This is a genomic window from Bacillus sp. RC251, from assembly GCF_044908765.1.
Classification (GTDB): Bacteria; Bacillota; Bacilli; order Bacillales; family Bacillaceae_G; genus Bacillus_A; species Bacillus_A wiedmannii.
On the sequence record NZ_JBIYDP010000006.1, the window covers coordinates 22,071 to 36,614 of the forward strand.

The following is a 14,544-nucleotide window of genomic DNA, read 5'->3' on the forward strand; positions in this document are numbered from 1 at the left end:
AGAAGGTGAAAAACGTGAGATTAGATAAATTATTAGCAAATATGGGATATGGAAGTAGAAAAGAAGTAAAGAAATTATTGAAAGACGGCGTTGTAAAAATTGATGGAACGCCAGTGAAAGATGCGAAGGTTCATGTAAATGTAGAAGAGCAAGAAGTTATGATTCACGGAGAAGTTGTGGAATATAAAGAGTTTGTTTATTTAATGTTGCATAAACCACAAGGCGTTATTTCAGCGACAGAAGATGATAATCATGAAACGGTAATAGATTTATTAGAGTTAGAAGATGCAATCTTTGATCCGTTCCCAGTTGGACGACTTGATATTGATACGGAAGGTTTCTTATTGATAACAAATGACGGGAAGTTATCACATCAATTGTTATCTCCGAAAAAGCATGTGCCGAAAAAATATTATGCACACATTGCAGGAGTAGTAACAGAAGAGGATGTAAAAGAGTTTGCTAAAGGTGTTATTTTAGATGATGGCTATGAAACAAAGCCAGGTGCACTTACAATATTAAAAAGCGATGAGATTTCTGAAATCGAGCTTGTAATTACAGAGGGAAAGTTCCATCAAGTGAAGCGTATGTTTGAAGCGGTAGGGAAAAAAGTAGTCTACCTAAAGAGAACAGAGATGGGACCATTAGTATTAGATGAAGAGCTAGAACTTGGACAATACCGAGAGCTATCAGATGAAGAAGTAGAAATGTTAAAAACATATCAAGTAGATACTGAGAAATAGTGCTGTTTTTGGCGCAGAAAAGACCCCTTTCTAATGAGTTAGAAAGGGGTATGTATTTATTTACATACAATTATTTTTCGTTATGAGGTCATTCTCACTTTCTTTCCTGTTGTTGTCCACTTACCGCGGCAAGGGCTATACACGAGTTCATTAAACTGCAACACATTTAGATCACGTTGTATCGTTCGCGGTGTGATCCCGAACTCATCTACAAGGTCTTTCGTCGTTACCGTTCCGTTTTCATTGATGTACATATAAATTGATTTAATGCGTGTTAGCATACGAGTAGTTGTAGGTTTCAAGAGAAAACCACTCCTCTACTAGTTTTTTTGACCCCATTCAGGAAAGAAGGTCGTTACTACCATTGTACTCTACATGATAAAATTCATGCTTTAATCTACTTAAATTTTACAGAAATTTAACAAATATTCATATAGAAAAATATTGGTAGTTGACATTGTATATATGGTCAGTCAACTAACACATAAAATTCTACGTAAAACGCCAAATTCCTGCAAATTTTTTTAGAAAAATAAAAGAAAAACTAATAAGAAATATCTGAAATATTACAATTGTTAGGTATTTGAGTTTCGTATATGGCATAAGAGATTTCGGTTTGTTATGATGAAAGAAACAATATAGTGAAGGATGGATGCGTGATGTCAGCGATTAATTGGACAGAAGAAGTTGCAAAACGAAAAGATGATTTAATTCGTGATACACAACAATTTTTACAAATTAAAAGTGTATGGGAAGAAGAATCAGCGAAAGAGGGCGCACCATTCGGTGAAGGTGTAGAAAAAGCTTTATCTTTCATGTTACATAAAGGAGAAACGGAAGGTTTTGCTTCTAAAAATTTAGAAGGGTATGCAGGTCATCTTGAAATGGGACAAGGAGAAGAGTTAGTAGGTATTCTTTGTCACGTTGATGTTGTACCAGAAGGAGATGGCTGGACGACTCCCGCATATAGTGCAGATATTCGCGATGGAAAGATTTTTGCACGTGGTGCAATTGACGATAAAGGCCCAACGATGGCAGCTTATTATGCGATGAAAATTGTGAAAGAATTAGGTTTGCCTCTTTCAAAACGCGTTCGCATGATTTTAGGAACAGATGAGGAAAGCAATTGGAAATGTGTAGATCACTACTTTAAAAACGAAGAAATGCCAACAATCGGTTTTGCGCCAGACGCAGATTTTCCAATTATTAATGCAGAAAAAGGAATTTCTGATATACAAGTTGTGCAAAGTGGTAGTGAAGAAAAGAAAGGTACATATGAACTTGTTTCATTTGAATCAGGTCGCCGTTTAAATATGGTTCCTGATTTTGCAGAAGCGATTATTACAGGAGAAGATGTAAATGCACTTACAGTAGCATATGAAGAGTATTTACAAACTGCTAAAAAAATAGGCGAAGCAATTGTAGAAGGTAATACGGTGACGTTGCAAATTAAAGGGATTTCAGCTCACGGATCTACTCCAGAGAAGGGTGAGAATGCAGGTTTATTACTGGCAAACTTCTTAACTACAGTTGCTCTTGATGGAAAAGGGTCTTCATTTGCATCGTTTGTAACAGAAACATTTACAGGAGATATTTTAGGAGAGAAAGCAGGTATTTCTTATAAAGACGATATTAGCGGACCGTTAACTGTGAATGTTGGTCGCCTTTCTTATACGAAAGAGAATGGTGGTAATTTAGGATTAAATGTACGTTACCCAGTTACGACTAACTTTGACGAAATGATTGCAAAGTTAAAAGAATACGTTGGTAATCATGGATTTAAAGTGGCGGATTATTCAAACTCTCGCCCGCATCATGTTGATAAAGACCACGTGTTAATTCGTACGTTGCAGCGCGTATATGAAGAACAAACAGGAGAAAAAGCAGAACTATTAGCAATCGGCGGTGGTACTTACGCTCGTTCATTGAAAGCTGGCGTTGCGTTTGGTCCGTTGTTCCCTGGAAAAGAAGAACTTGCGCATCAAAAAGACGAATACATTGAAATTGAAGACTTATTAAAAGCAACAGCAATTTACGCGCAAGCAATTCATGAATTAGCGAAGTAATGGATATATAAATAAGAAGAGGCCGTCCCGATACATATTTTGGGACGGTTTTCTGTTACGTATAGGTTGCTTTTCTTATCGTATTTAGTTGTTAAGTCGATATTCCTTGTCGAGATTTCGATATAATTTCATTTATCCCGCATTAACGGGCAGTAAGACCCTACCTTAAAATTTAGCGAAAGCGAAGAAGTTAGGTGGGGATCAAATGCCCGTAAAAGCCCGATTGGTGAGGGCTGATAATCAGTAGGGGATGGACAAAACCCCCACTGATTAAAGTTTCACTTTATTAACGCGACCCTAACTTGGTTAGACTTGTAGGGAAGTTTGATTCTTATTAATTGAATGAGATAAGAAAGAAAAGCAACAATAGAAAGAAGGAGAAGATGTACATGGAGCCGCATTATTTTGTCGCGATTACGTTACCGAATCATATAAAAGAAGTGCTGTCTAACTATAAAGAGGAAATGCAGGAGGAATTACCATTTCGTTCATGGGTACATAAAGAAGACTACCATATTACCCTTTCATTTTTAGGTAGTGCAACAGAGGAACAATTAGAAGGAATAAAGAATGGATTACAAACAATTACAGAAATGAAAGAACTATCGTTCACATTACAAGGATTTTCTACGTTCGGTATGGAAGATAGGCCGCGTATTTTTTGGTCGAAGGTAAGCGAGAATTACGATTTGCTTCAATTACAAAAGCAAGTGCACGCTATGTGTGAAGGGAATGGATTTTCTTTAGAAGCGCGCCCGTATCATCCGCATATTACAGTTGCTCGTAAATGGGTAGGAGAAGAGAAGTTCGATTTAGAACATATAAAGGAAGTGCCTGAAATATCATTTCAAGCGGATACGATTACTTTATACGAATCTCACGTGAAGGAGACACCGAAGTATAAAGCGATTGCTGAAATAAAATTACAAAAATAGAATGTATGAAAACGTTTTTTATACAGGTGAATATACTATAGAGAATAATGAGTTACTGTATAGGGCTTCGATGATAAGAAAAGTCTTATCATTTGCAGCTCGTTTCATCCCTCTATTTGCGGGCAGTAAGACTCCTACCCCAAAATTAGGATCAAGCAAAGAAGTTAGGTGGGATATCAACTGCCCATAAAGGCCCAATTGGTGAAGGCTAATAATCAGTGGGGGAAAGCTTTCCCGCTGATTAAAGTCTCACTTTATTTTAACTTTAAGAATGATGGTGATTTTTTTATGTTGAAAGTAAAACGTCCATTTGATGCCTATTTAGATGAAATGAATAAAATTACAATTTTGCTCCCACATGCGTATGGAACAAGCCGGACATTTCGTTTGCAAGAAGGAAGTAACGTGAAAGATTTACCGATTGCTCATACAATTGCGCTTCCGGATGCAACGAAGTATGAGTGCTTTATAGAAGAGCCGCTAGATGTGGGGAAGTATTATACAGTACGAGATGAACGGAATGAAGAAACAGATTTACAAATAGGTGCTGTCATAAGAACAGCGATTTTCGATGAAAAGTATTATTACGAGGGTACAGATTTAGGGGCTGTTTATCAAAAAGAAGCAACGACATTTAAAGTATGGGCTCCAACTGCGAGGCTTGCGAAAGTAAGGATTTATAAAAGTGATAAAGAATATACCGATCATGAAATGTATAGAGGAGAAAGTGGGGTTTGGACTCATACATTACAAGGTAATTTAGCTGGAGAAAAGTATACATTTCTTGTTTGTATTAATTTAATATGGAATGAAGCAGTGGATCCTTACGCAAAGTCAGTGACTGTAAATGGGAAGTACGGCGTTGTTATCGATTTGGAAAAGACAAATGTAACAAGACGAGAGCAATTACCACCATTACACGCAATGACAGATGCCATACTGTATGAACTGCATATTCGTGATGCCACTATTCATCAGGGCAGTGGAGTGAGTAAAAAAGGAACATATAAAGGGCTAATGGAAGAAGGGACAACAGGGCGAAATGGGACGTTAACAGGCTTGTCTCATATAAAAGATTTGGGTGTTACACATGTTGAATTATTGCCTTTATATTGTTTCGGTGGTGTAGATGAGGCGAATCCTTCTTCTGCATATAATTGGGGTTACAATCCATTATATTATAATGCGCCTACGGGATTTTATGCTACAAATCCTTCTGATCCGTATAACAGGGTAGTAGAGTGTAAGCAACTAATTGAAACATTTCATGAGCACGGCATTAGGGTGATTATAGATGTTGTATACAATCATGTGTATGAAAGAGAGCTATCATCATTTGAAAAGCTTGTCCCAGGATATTATTTTCGTCATGGTGAAGATGGTATGCCTTCTAATGGGACGGGAGTCGGGAATGATATAGCATCTGAACGAAAAATGATGAGGAAATTTATTGTAGAGTCTATTTTATATTGGCTTACTGAATACAATGTTGATGGATTCCGATTCGACTTAATGGGAATTTTAGATGTTGATACAATGAATATAATAGAAAAAGAAGTACGAAACATAAAGCGAGATGCATTGTTATTAGGAGAAGGGTGGGAGCTACAAACACCACTTCCTCTAGAGGAAAAAGCAACGTTAAATAACGCAAAGAAAATGCCGCATATTGCGCAATTTAATGATCAATTTCGTGATGGGATAAAAGGGAGTACCTTTCATATAAATAAGCGTGGTTTTGCATTTGGTGGGCATGTAGACTGTAATCATTTGCAGTATATAGCATCGGGAAGTCTTTTGAGTATGAAAGAAACAGGTCTGTTTCTAGAGCCTGTGCAAAGCATTAACTATGTAGAATGTCATGACAATATGACGATGTGGGATAAACTAATGCGGAGTAATGAAGAACCAGAAGAGATTTTGAAAAAACGTCACCTTCTAGCGAGCGCAATGGTGATTCTTTCGCAAGGCATTCCTTTCTTACATGCTGGGCAAGAGTTTTATCGTACGAAGCAAGGAAATGAAAATAGTTATAATGCAAATGATGAAATTAATCAATTAGATTGGGATCAAAAAGAGGAAGAGATAGAGACCGTTAACTATATAAAAGGTTTAATTGCGATTCGCAAAGAGCACAGAGCATTCCGATTACAAAACGCAGACCTTATAAAAAAGCACATGACTTTTTTGCAAACATCTCCAGAAGTACTTGCATATCACCTAGAGCATGCAGAATCATTTGGACCGTGGAAAGAGATTATAGTTTTATTTAATAGCGGTTTAGAAGCTAAAACGGTGCAACTTCCGAAAGAAGAAACGTGGCATGTGTTAGTAAACGAAAAGCAAGCGAAAATAGAGCCAATTTCTTCATTTAGAGGAAAGGAACTTAGGCTCGCTCCGATTAGCACGTATATATTGACGATAATGTGACAAATCGCTACTTGACGATGAGAATGTAATAAATGTAGAATTGACAAAGGTGACGATTTTGATAAGTTGTCATTCTATGACAGGTTTTGTAAAATAAAATAGAGAGTTTTTGGCTTATGCCAAGTTTTCTTTTCATTTACAGTAAAATATATGAATCCACAACATATGTAGAAATGTTGCGGTTTTTCTTTTCATAACTATAAAAGATAAGGATTTGTTAACGGGTAATGAATATGGAATGGTTGGAACAATTATTAGGAAAAGAGTGGAGTCTTGTACCGGCTGGTGGAGTAACGGGCGATGCGTATATTGCGCAAAACGGACAACAGAAGTTATTTTTAAAGCGGAATACATCGCCCTTTTTAGCGGTATTGTCAGCAGAAGGAATTGTTCCAAAATTACTTTGGACAAGAAGGGTAACGAACGGTGATGTAATTTCTGCTCAAAAATGGCTTCCGGGACAGAAGCTAGAGCCAGAGGATATGAAACTAGAACGTGTTGCGAAACTTTTGAAGAAAATACACTCTTCTAAAGCGCTTGTACAGATGATTCAAAGACTTGGGAAGCAGCCGCTCCACGCACAAGAGTTATTACAACAACTGCAACTGGTTTTAAGAGGAGATATAAGGGATGATGAAACAATTCAGCAAGGCCTTCAATATTTAATGGATTCATTAAAAGATATTGAATACAATGAATTCGTTGTATGCCATTGTGATGTGAACCATAACAACTGGCTATTGTCGGATGAAGATGAGTTGTTTTTAATTGATTGGGATGGAGCTGTAATTGCTGACCCAGCTCTAGACCTCGGTATGTTATTATATTGGTACATTCCGCGCCATGAATGGAGCGAGTGGCTCGAATATTATGATATTGAAATGGATGAATCGCTGCTTAGGCGTATGAGATGGTATGTAATAGCACAAACGATTTTGTCTATGCAATGGCACACAACAAAAAAACAGCAAGCAGAAGCTGAATATTGGCATCAATATTTACAGCAACTACTTGCTTCAGAGTAATACTTAAGAAAAATTGTCCATTCCAGCAATCCACTGAGTAAGTTGTTCTTGATTATTGGAAATGTGGTTGTCCAAATTAGAGGAAGATTTACCCGATTGACTATAAGAATATACATCGTTTAGCATTGCTTTAGCGTCACTACTTATACTATCGTTTGCGAGTAACGATTGAATGAGACGCTCTAATTGCTCGCATTCAGAAACTGTCCCGCAACAATCACTTTGGTGATTGACTAAAATATCTTTCAGCACTTCTAACTGATGTTGTTGATTAATTGGCATGAACGGATCATCCTTTCGATTGTTTTTCTCTTCAAATGTACGAGAAAAAGCTGTTTCGTCATGGAATGTTTAATGCTGTATGTAGTTTTTATCAAAATGGTACATCTTATACTTGAAAGAAACGGACCGAGTGCTCGTACGTACTTGGTTTTTTGTTTGGGAGATTGATTAAAACAGAGAGAAGGAATTATTCCTTTAAAATAGCTATGTAAAGAGAGGGAGACATCTATGCGTTTAAGACATAAACCATATGCAATGGATCGAATTAATGAGTATTCACATATCGTAATTGGAAACCCAGAGGAGCGCGCTGGTAACTGGAAAGAAGTATTTGGAAATGAGCAACCAATTCATATTGAAGTAGGTACAGGTCGTGGCCGCTTTATGTACGATATGGCAAAAGCAAACCCACATATTAATTATATTGGAATTGAAAAATTCACAAGTGTTGTTGTAGATGCACTTGATAAATTAATTGAAGAAGAAGTGCCGAACTTAAAGTTAATTAATAAAGATGCTGAAGATTTAACAGTTTTCTTTGCAAAAGGTGAGATTGACCGCGTTTATTTAAACTTCTCAGATCCATGGCCGAAGAATCGTCATACGAAGCGTCGTTTAACGTATAAAACATTTTTACGCAATTATGAAGAAGTGTTAGTAGAAGGCGGAGAAATTCATTTCAAAACAGATAACCAAGGTTTATTTGAATACTCTCTAATGAGTATGGCTGAGTATGGTATGTTATTAACTTACCTGAGCCTAGATCTTCATAATAGTGATTATGAAGGAAACATTATGACGGAATACGAAGAGAAATTCTCAAGTAAAGGTCATCGTATTTACCGAGTTGAAGCAAAATATCGCACAGAGCCTATGCAGTAATGCATAGGTTTTTTTTGTAACTAAAATAATCGGAATTTTATGTTAATATTGAAAGGAAAGGGGGATGAAAAATGGAACAGTTACAAATTGGAGATATAAAAGTGACGTGGCTAAAAGGCGGGAACACACATTTAGACGGGGGAGCAATGTTTGGTGTTGTACCGAAAGTGCTTTGGTCACGTAAATATAAACATAATGATACAAATCATATTTATTTACGAACAGATCCGTTACTTTTGCAAACGAAAGACGGTAATATGCTCATTGATTCCGGAATAGGAAACGGTAAATTGAATGAGAAGATGAAGCGAAATCAAGGTGTAACAGAAGAGTCATCGGTTTATAAATCATTAGAAAAACTAGATTTAAAACCTGAAGATATTCAGTACGTCTTAATGACACACCTGCATTTTGATCATGCATCTGGTTTAACGAAATGGGAAGGTGATCACCTTGTACCATCGTTTCCGAATGCGAAAGTTTACGTAAGCGAAACAGAATGGAATGAAATGAGGAACCCAAATCTCAGGTCGCGTAATACATATTGGAAGGAAAATTGGGAGCCGATTGTAGATCAAGTTGTTACATTCCAGCAAGAAATAGAAATTACGGATGAAATAAAAATGGCGCATACAGGTGGTCATAGTGATGGACATGCAGTCATTGCTTTAGAAAGCAAAGGTGAAACGATGATTCATTTAGCAGACCTATTGCCGACGCACGCACATCAAAATGTACTATGGGTGATGGCCTACGATGATTATCCAATGACATCAATTGAAAATAAGAAAAAGTGGATGGAATACGGCGCTGAAAACGATGCTTGGTTTACGTTTTATCATGACGCGTATTACCGTGCAGTAAAGTGGAATAAGGAAGGACATATTGTAGAAAAGATAGAGCGGAAAACGAGTGTAGAAGCATAAAAATAGGAGGTTGTTCCAGAATATTTGCTGGAGCAGCCTCCTATTTAGATATGCTATATAAATAATGAAGCATATCTCCAGTATAATATTTAGTCATGAATTCTTTTTCTTTAATCATACCAAGCTTCTTAGCAACTTTTTGTGAAGCAATATTGTCATGTTTAATAATTGAATAGACTTTTGACAGTCCTAATTTATTAAAAGCATATTCTTTAATGCTTTTAGTAATTTCACTTGCGTAACCTTTATGCCAAAATTCTTTTTTTAGCAAATAGCCAATTTCTATGACCTGTTCAACATCAGTATACTGCATACTTAAACCGGCATTTCCTATAAATTCATCAGTTTCTTTTAGATATATCCCCCATAAGCCAAAGCCAAAATCTTTATATCGTTTTATATTTCTATCTAACCAGGATTGGACATCAGCATCAGAAAAATTGTGATCATAAGCATACATTACATCTGGATCTTGCAACATCATTTTTAAATCATCAAAATCATCTTGTCGCATTTCCTTTAGGCATAAGTATTCGGTTTCTAATATCATCTAACATCGATACTCCTTTTATTTCTTTCACAATTAAAAAATAAGAGGTTCACCTAATGGGAACCCTCCTTTTTATGCTGCTATAACCTCTAAAACAGTACCTGTTTTAGCATCAACTAAAAATTCAAATCGTTCTTGTATATCATCTAACATTGTTGTAAGACCGCCACGATAAACTTCGTATGCGACATCATATTTTTCAAATGCCTCTGGAACCATATGTACCCAAGAGCCAGTAATTTCACCTTTATGACTTAATGCTTGTTTCACCATTTTCAATGCTTTTTCTGAAGAAATATGGGATTGTTCTTGTACTTTGTTTGCAACAAGATAACCAGCTGCGAACCCAACGCCAAGACCTGCTACTAAACCTTTCCAGCTCATATATTCACCTCAATTCTATAAAATAAAAATAGTGTACCAATAATAATTATAAAGCAAATACAGTTAAAAAAGAAGAAACTAGAAACATTTCGAAAATTTCGTTACAATAAAAGAGGTATTCTACTAAGGTTTGAAAGAAGGGGACTTCGTGAATAAAGAGACATTACAATTATTTCGTACGTTAACAGAATTACAAGGTGCATCAGGTTTCGAACATGATGTACGCCGTTTTATGAAGCAAGAGTTAAGCAAATATGCGGATGAAATTGTGCAAGACGGTTTAGGTAGCGTATTTGGTCTGAAAAAAGGGGACGAAACTGGCCCACGTGTTCTTGTAGCAGGTCATATGGATGAAGTAGGTTTCATGGTTACGCAAATTACGAAAAATGGGATGCTTCGTTTTCAAACGTTAGGCGGCTGGTGGAGTCAAGTGTTATTAGCGCAACGTGTACAAGTTATGACGAAGAATGGTCCTGTTATTGGGGTTGTTGGTTCTATTCCTCCTCATTTATTAAGTGACGCGCAACGTGCAAAACCGATGGATATAAAAAATATGTTAATTGATATAGGTGCAGATAGCTACGAAGATGCGATTGAGATTGGTGTAAAACCAGGGCAACAAATCGTGCCAATCTGTCCGTTTACGCCGATGGCAAATGAAAAGAAAATTATGGCGAAAGCTTGGGACAACCGTTACGGATGTGGCCTTGCAATCGAATTACTAAAAGAATTAAAAGACGAAACATTACCAAACACATTATACTCTGGTGCGACTGTACAAGAAGAAGTTGGTCTTCGCGGTGCACAAACTGCTGCAAATATGATTCAACCAGACATTTTCTATGCGCTTGATGCAAGTCCAGCAAACGATGCATCTGGTGACAAAACACAGTTCGGTCAATTAGGAAAAGGTGCTCTTCTTCGTATTTATGATCGTACGATGGTAACGCATAGAGGAATGCGCGAATTCATTTTAGATACAGCAGAAACACACAACATTCCGTACCAATACTTTATTTCACAAGGTGGTACAGATGCGGGCCGTGTACATACAAGTAACTCAGGTATCCCATCAGCAGTAATTGGTGTTTGCGCACGTTATATTCATACACATGCTTCTATTTTACATGTTGATGATTATGCGGCAGCAAAAGAACTCATTACGAAGCTTGTAAGAGCAACGGATAAAACGACGTTAGAGACAATTAAGAATAACGCGTAGAGAAGAAGGGCTGAAGAGCCTTTCTTTTTTTAGGTGGGAGAGATACCCTATCGATGAGTGGTGGCCGTGCTCCCATGTATAAAGAGTAATTTGATTAAGGTAAGATGATGAATGTATATAGAGGTGAACGAAATGAAAGTAGTAGTTGGATCGAAGAATAAAACGAAAGTTGGTGCTGTGGAGAAGGTTTGGAAGGATGCTATAATTACATCTCTTTCTGTTCCTTCAGGGGTAGCAAATCAGCCGTTTACAGATGAAGAGACGATGCAAGGAGCGGTTAATAGAGCGAAGCAAGCGCTACAAGAAGGAGAAGCTCAAATTGGTATTGGATTAGAAGGTGGCGTAATGAAAACGGAGCACGGTTTATTTATGTGTAACTGGGGCGCGCTAGCAACAAGTGACGGTAAAACATTCGTTGCAGGCGGGGCGCGTATTAAGTTACCAGACGATTTTTTAGCACCTCTTGAAGATGGCAAGGAGTTAAGTGAAGTGATGGAAGAGTTTGTACAGAGAAAAGATATTCGTAGTCACGAAGGTGCTATCGGTATTTTTACAGATGATTATGTCGACCGCACGGAATTATTTGTACACGTTGTTAAGTTACTTGTTGGGCAATATAAGTATGACGAAAAGCAAGCATAAACCTTGCACCATGCGCGATGTATGGTAGTATAAAAGAAAGATTATAACATGAAAAAATGCACTCGTTAGAGGAGGAAATATAGATGAAATCATTAGAAAGCATGGAGCAATTCCAACAATTGAAAAATGAAGAGAATGTAGTCTTTATGTTCTCAGCAGAATGGTGCCCAGACTGCCGTTTTGTAGACCCGTTTATGCCAGAAGTAGAAGAGAAATATAGTGATTTCTCATTTTACTATGTAGATCGTGATGAGTTTATTGATCTATGCGTAAAATTAGACGTATTTGGCATTCCAAGCTTTGTAGCGTACAATAAGGGTGAAGAAACAGGTCGCTATGTAAACAAAGATCGTAAAACACAAGAGCAAATCGAAGAGTTCATTGAAGGTTTAAAATAAGGCAATTTGCCAATTGAATTGTAAAACAACCTCTACCTTCGCGGGGGAGGTTATTTTTTTGGAAGGGAGGAAAAAGAGATGAAGATGACAAGTAAAAAGATGAAAGACGAGTTAATGAAGAAATTATCTCGCCCAGAATGGGACTTTCAGTATGATAGCGAGAAAGAAGTTCTACGTATAGAACAGAAAGACTCGAAAAAAGGTATTAACGTATCGCTTCCAGGAGTTGTGGCAAAATGGGAAGTGAATAAAGAAAAAGCAATTGAAGAGGTTGCTTATTACGTACAAGAAGCGTTAATTGCGATGCATAAAGAAGAAAATAGCGCAGCGAAAATTTTACCTGTTATTCGCTCTACTTCTTTCCCGAAACAAGCAGAAGAAGGAAATCCGTTTATTATGACGGATCATACGGCGGAAACACGTATTTACTACGCGTTAGATTCGAATAAAACGTATCGACTCATTGATGAGCGTCTATTACAAAAATTAGAACTTACAGAGCAACAAGTGCGTGAGATGGCATTATTCAACGCTCGCTCATTAGGATATGAATTTAAACAAGAAACAGTAGCAGGGAATACATTCTACTTTTTAAACACAAATGATGGGTATGATGCGACGCGTATTTTAAACGAATCGTTACTACAATCGATGCGTGAAAAGATTTCTGGTGACATGGTTGTTGCTGTTCCTCACCAAGATGTATTAATTATTGCTGATATCGTCAACGAAATCGGTTATGATATTATTGCACAAATGACAATGAAATTTTTTGCCGAAGGGCATGTTCCGATTACATCACTTTCATTCGTATATGAAGATGGAGACTTCGAGCCAATCTTTATTTTAGCGAAGAATCGGAAGAAGACAGATGGAAAAGAGAAAGGATGAACGAAGTGAACGTTTTTTACAACCTTGAAGGAATTGGTGACACTCTAATTGTTGCCTTACAAGATATTACTTTAGAGAACCGTACTTTTGATCGCAAAGGAGATGTTGCACGCGTATACGATCGTGAAAGCAATGTAACAGCAGGATTCAACATCTTTAATGCGTCTTCTTACTTAGAAGTAAAAGAAACAGGTAACCTAACATTAACGAAAGAATTTGTAGAAAAAATCAACGGGATTTTAGCGAAGAACGGCTTTGAAGAAAAAGTAGAAGCAGATCTTTCTCCAAAATTTGTTGTAGGCTATGTAGCTGAAAAAGAGAAGCATCCAAATGCTGATAAGCTAAACATTTGTAAAGTAGAAATCGGTACAGAAACATTACAAATCGTATGTGGCGCACCGAACGTTGATGCAGGACAAAAAGTTGTCGTTGCAAAAATCGGTGCTGTAATGCCAAGCGGTATGTTAATTAAACCAGCTGAACTTCGCGGTGTTCCTTCTTCTGGAATGATTTGCTCAGCGCGTGAATTAGAGCTTCCAGATGCTCCACAAGAAAAAGGTATTCTTGTATTAGAAGATAGCTTTGAAGTTGGACAAGAGTTCAAATTTTAATTGATGTAAGAAAAGAGAGGTTGTCCTTTTGGACAGCCTCTCTTTTCTGTTGAATCATTCATATATTGCGAGTTGTGACAGATATATTCAAAAAATCGTTCATATGATAAGGATGTCACCTTTTTTCTCAAAAACTATATTGTATTTTATAAACAAACTAGTTAAAATTTAGAAAAATAGAAGGGGATAGACGTATGAAACAACAACTAAAAATTGCAGAACTTCTGAAACGAATTGAAACTTCAAAACAGCAAGATATCGAACTAGGTTCCTATGAAATATATTTGTTTAGCGAAAATGAATTAGAAAAAGGGCAAATCGGTTATCGATATGATAAACATAAAAATTCATTAATAAGTGAAGAACATGGAAAATGGAAAGAAGAATGGATTGTTATCGGATACGAAACAGATATGGGGGATCCGATTTTCGTAAATGTGGCTGATGGTGCGTATTTAGTTTATACGGCAGAGCGTGGTACAGAAACATGGCAACCCGTTCATATTGGAAATATGGATGAGATTATAAAACAATTATAAAAAACTTTGAGACCGGTG

General features: G+C 36.9%; 17 protein-coding genes. 13 read left to right on the forward strand and 4 right to left on the reverse strand.

Annotated elements, in window-relative coordinates:
* Positions 1-14: 14 nt before the first annotated feature.
* Positions 15-743, forward strand: coding sequence for a pseudouridine synthase (locus tag ABH961_RS19050; protein WP_048540752.1), 729 nt, complete (start codon positions 15-17; stop codon positions 741-743).
* A gap of 80 nt (positions 744-823) precedes the next feature.
* Here the strand turns inward: ABH961_RS19050 and ABH961_RS19055 are convergent, their stop codons facing one another.
* Positions 824-1,045, reverse strand: coding sequence for a DeoR family transcriptional regulator (locus ABH961_RS19055; protein ID WP_000805512.1), 222 nt, complete (start codon positions 1,043-1,045; stop codon positions 824-826).
* 357 nt (positions 1,046-1,402) lie between these two features.
* On the opposite strand from ABH961_RS19055, the gene pepV reads away from it, so the two are divergent.
* The 4 genes from pepV (at position 1,403) to ABH961_RS19075 (ending at position 7,199) form a co-directional block, all read left to right on the forward strand.
* Positions 1,403-2,809, forward strand: a complete 1,407-nt coding sequence (gene pepV, locus ABH961_RS19060) for a dipeptidase PepV (RefSeq protein WP_048540750.1) — start codon at positions 1,403-1,405, stop codon at positions 2,807-2,809.
* Positions 2,810-3,198: 389 nt separating this feature from the next.
* Complete coding sequence (thpR, locus tag ABH961_RS19065; protein ID WP_048540749.1) at positions 3,199-3,744, forward strand: RNA 2',3'-cyclic phosphodiesterase; 546 nt, start codon at positions 3,199-3,201, stop codon at positions 3,742-3,744.
* Positions 3,745-4,032: 288 nt separating this feature from the next.
* Positions 4,033-6,174 carry a type I pullulanase gene (gene pulA / locus ABH961_RS19070; protein WP_098847307.1) on the forward strand — a complete coding sequence of 714 codons (2,142 nt, stop codon included), beginning with the start codon at positions 4,033-4,035 and terminating at the stop codon, positions 6,172-6,174.
* Between the two features lie 227 nt (positions 6,175-6,401).
* Positions 6,402-7,199 carry a phosphotransferase family protein gene (locus ABH961_RS19075; RefSeq protein ID WP_002096266.1) on the forward strand — a complete coding sequence of 266 codons (798 nt, stop codon included), beginning with the start codon at positions 6,402-6,404 and terminating at the stop codon, positions 7,197-7,199.
* A gap of 3 nt (positions 7,200-7,202) precedes the next feature.
* Here the strand turns inward: ABH961_RS19075 and ABH961_RS19080 are convergent, their stop codons facing one another.
* Positions 7,203-7,481 (reverse strand): YtzH-like family protein, encoded by a 279-nt coding sequence (locus ABH961_RS19080; protein WP_001122236.1) that lies wholly within the window; start codon positions 7,479-7,481, stop codon positions 7,203-7,205.
* A gap of 228 nt (positions 7,482-7,709) precedes the next feature.
* Between ABH961_RS19080 and trmB the strand changes: the two genes are divergently transcribed.
* Complete coding sequence (trmB, locus tag ABH961_RS19085; protein WP_001239384.1) at positions 7,710-8,363, forward strand: tRNA (guanosine(46)-N7)-methyltransferase TrmB; 654 nt, start codon at positions 7,710-7,712, stop codon at positions 8,361-8,363.
* Between the two features lie 71 nt (positions 8,364-8,434).
* Positions 8,435-9,289: a YtnP family quorum-quenching lactonase gene (locus ABH961_RS19090; RefSeq protein WP_048540746.1), complete on the forward strand. Its 855-nt coding sequence runs from the start codon at positions 8,435-8,437 to the stop codon at positions 9,287-9,289.
* A gap of 40 nt (positions 9,290-9,329) precedes the next feature.
* Here ABH961_RS19090 and ABH961_RS19095 read toward each other — a convergent pair whose 3' ends face one another.
* Together ABH961_RS19095 and ABH961_RS19100 are read right to left on the reverse strand one after the other, a co-directional pair.
* Positions 9,330-9,839: a GNAT family N-acetyltransferase gene (locus ABH961_RS19095; protein ID WP_098077504.1), complete on the reverse strand. Its 510-nt coding sequence runs from the start codon at positions 9,837-9,839 to the stop codon at positions 9,330-9,332.
* Positions 9,840-9,911: 72 nt separating this feature from the next.
* Positions 9,912-10,223, reverse strand: a complete 312-nt coding sequence (locus tag ABH961_RS19100; protein ID WP_048540743.1) for a PepSY domain-containing protein — start codon at positions 10,221-10,223, stop codon at positions 9,912-9,914.
* A gap of 148 nt (positions 10,224-10,371) precedes the next feature.
* Here ABH961_RS19100 and ABH961_RS19105 point away from each other — a divergent pair, with 148 nt between their 5' ends.
* From ABH961_RS19105 to ABH961_RS19130, 6 genes are all read left to right on the forward strand, one after another.
* On the forward strand, positions 10,372-11,445 hold the full coding sequence (locus ABH961_RS19105) for a M42 family metallopeptidase (RefSeq protein ID WP_001031515.1): 1,074 nt from the start codon (positions 10,372-10,374) through the stop codon (positions 11,443-11,445).
* Between the two features lie 132 nt (positions 11,446-11,577).
* Positions 11,578-12,087, forward strand: coding sequence for a DUF84 family protein (locus tag ABH961_RS19110; protein WP_404519809.1), 510 nt, complete (start codon positions 11,578-11,580; stop codon positions 12,085-12,087).
* A gap of 83 nt (positions 12,088-12,170) precedes the next feature.
* The gene (locus ABH961_RS19115; protein ID WP_000838193.1) at positions 12,171-12,485 is read left to right on the forward strand and encodes a thioredoxin family protein; all 315 of its coding nucleotides are present in this window, start codon (positions 12,171-12,173) and stop codon (positions 12,483-12,485) included.
* A gap of 78 nt (positions 12,486-12,563) precedes the next feature.
* Entirely contained in the window at positions 12,564-13,376 is an 813-nt protein-coding gene (locus ABH961_RS19120) for a DUF1444 domain-containing protein (RefSeq protein WP_000784602.1), read from the forward strand.
* Positions 13,373-13,987, forward strand: a complete 615-nt coding sequence (gene ytpR, locus ABH961_RS19125) for a YtpR family tRNA-binding protein (protein ID WP_048540736.1) — start codon at positions 13,373-13,375, stop codon at positions 13,985-13,987. The genes ABH961_RS19120 and ytpR overlap by 4 nt, the downstream gene beginning before the upstream one ends.
* A 194-nt stretch (positions 13,988-14,181) precedes the next feature.
* Positions 14,182-14,526, forward strand: a complete 345-nt coding sequence (locus ABH961_RS19130; RefSeq protein ID WP_098048123.1) for a thiamine transporter — start codon at positions 14,182-14,184, stop codon at positions 14,524-14,526.
* Positions 14,527-14,544: the final 18 nt, after the last annotated feature.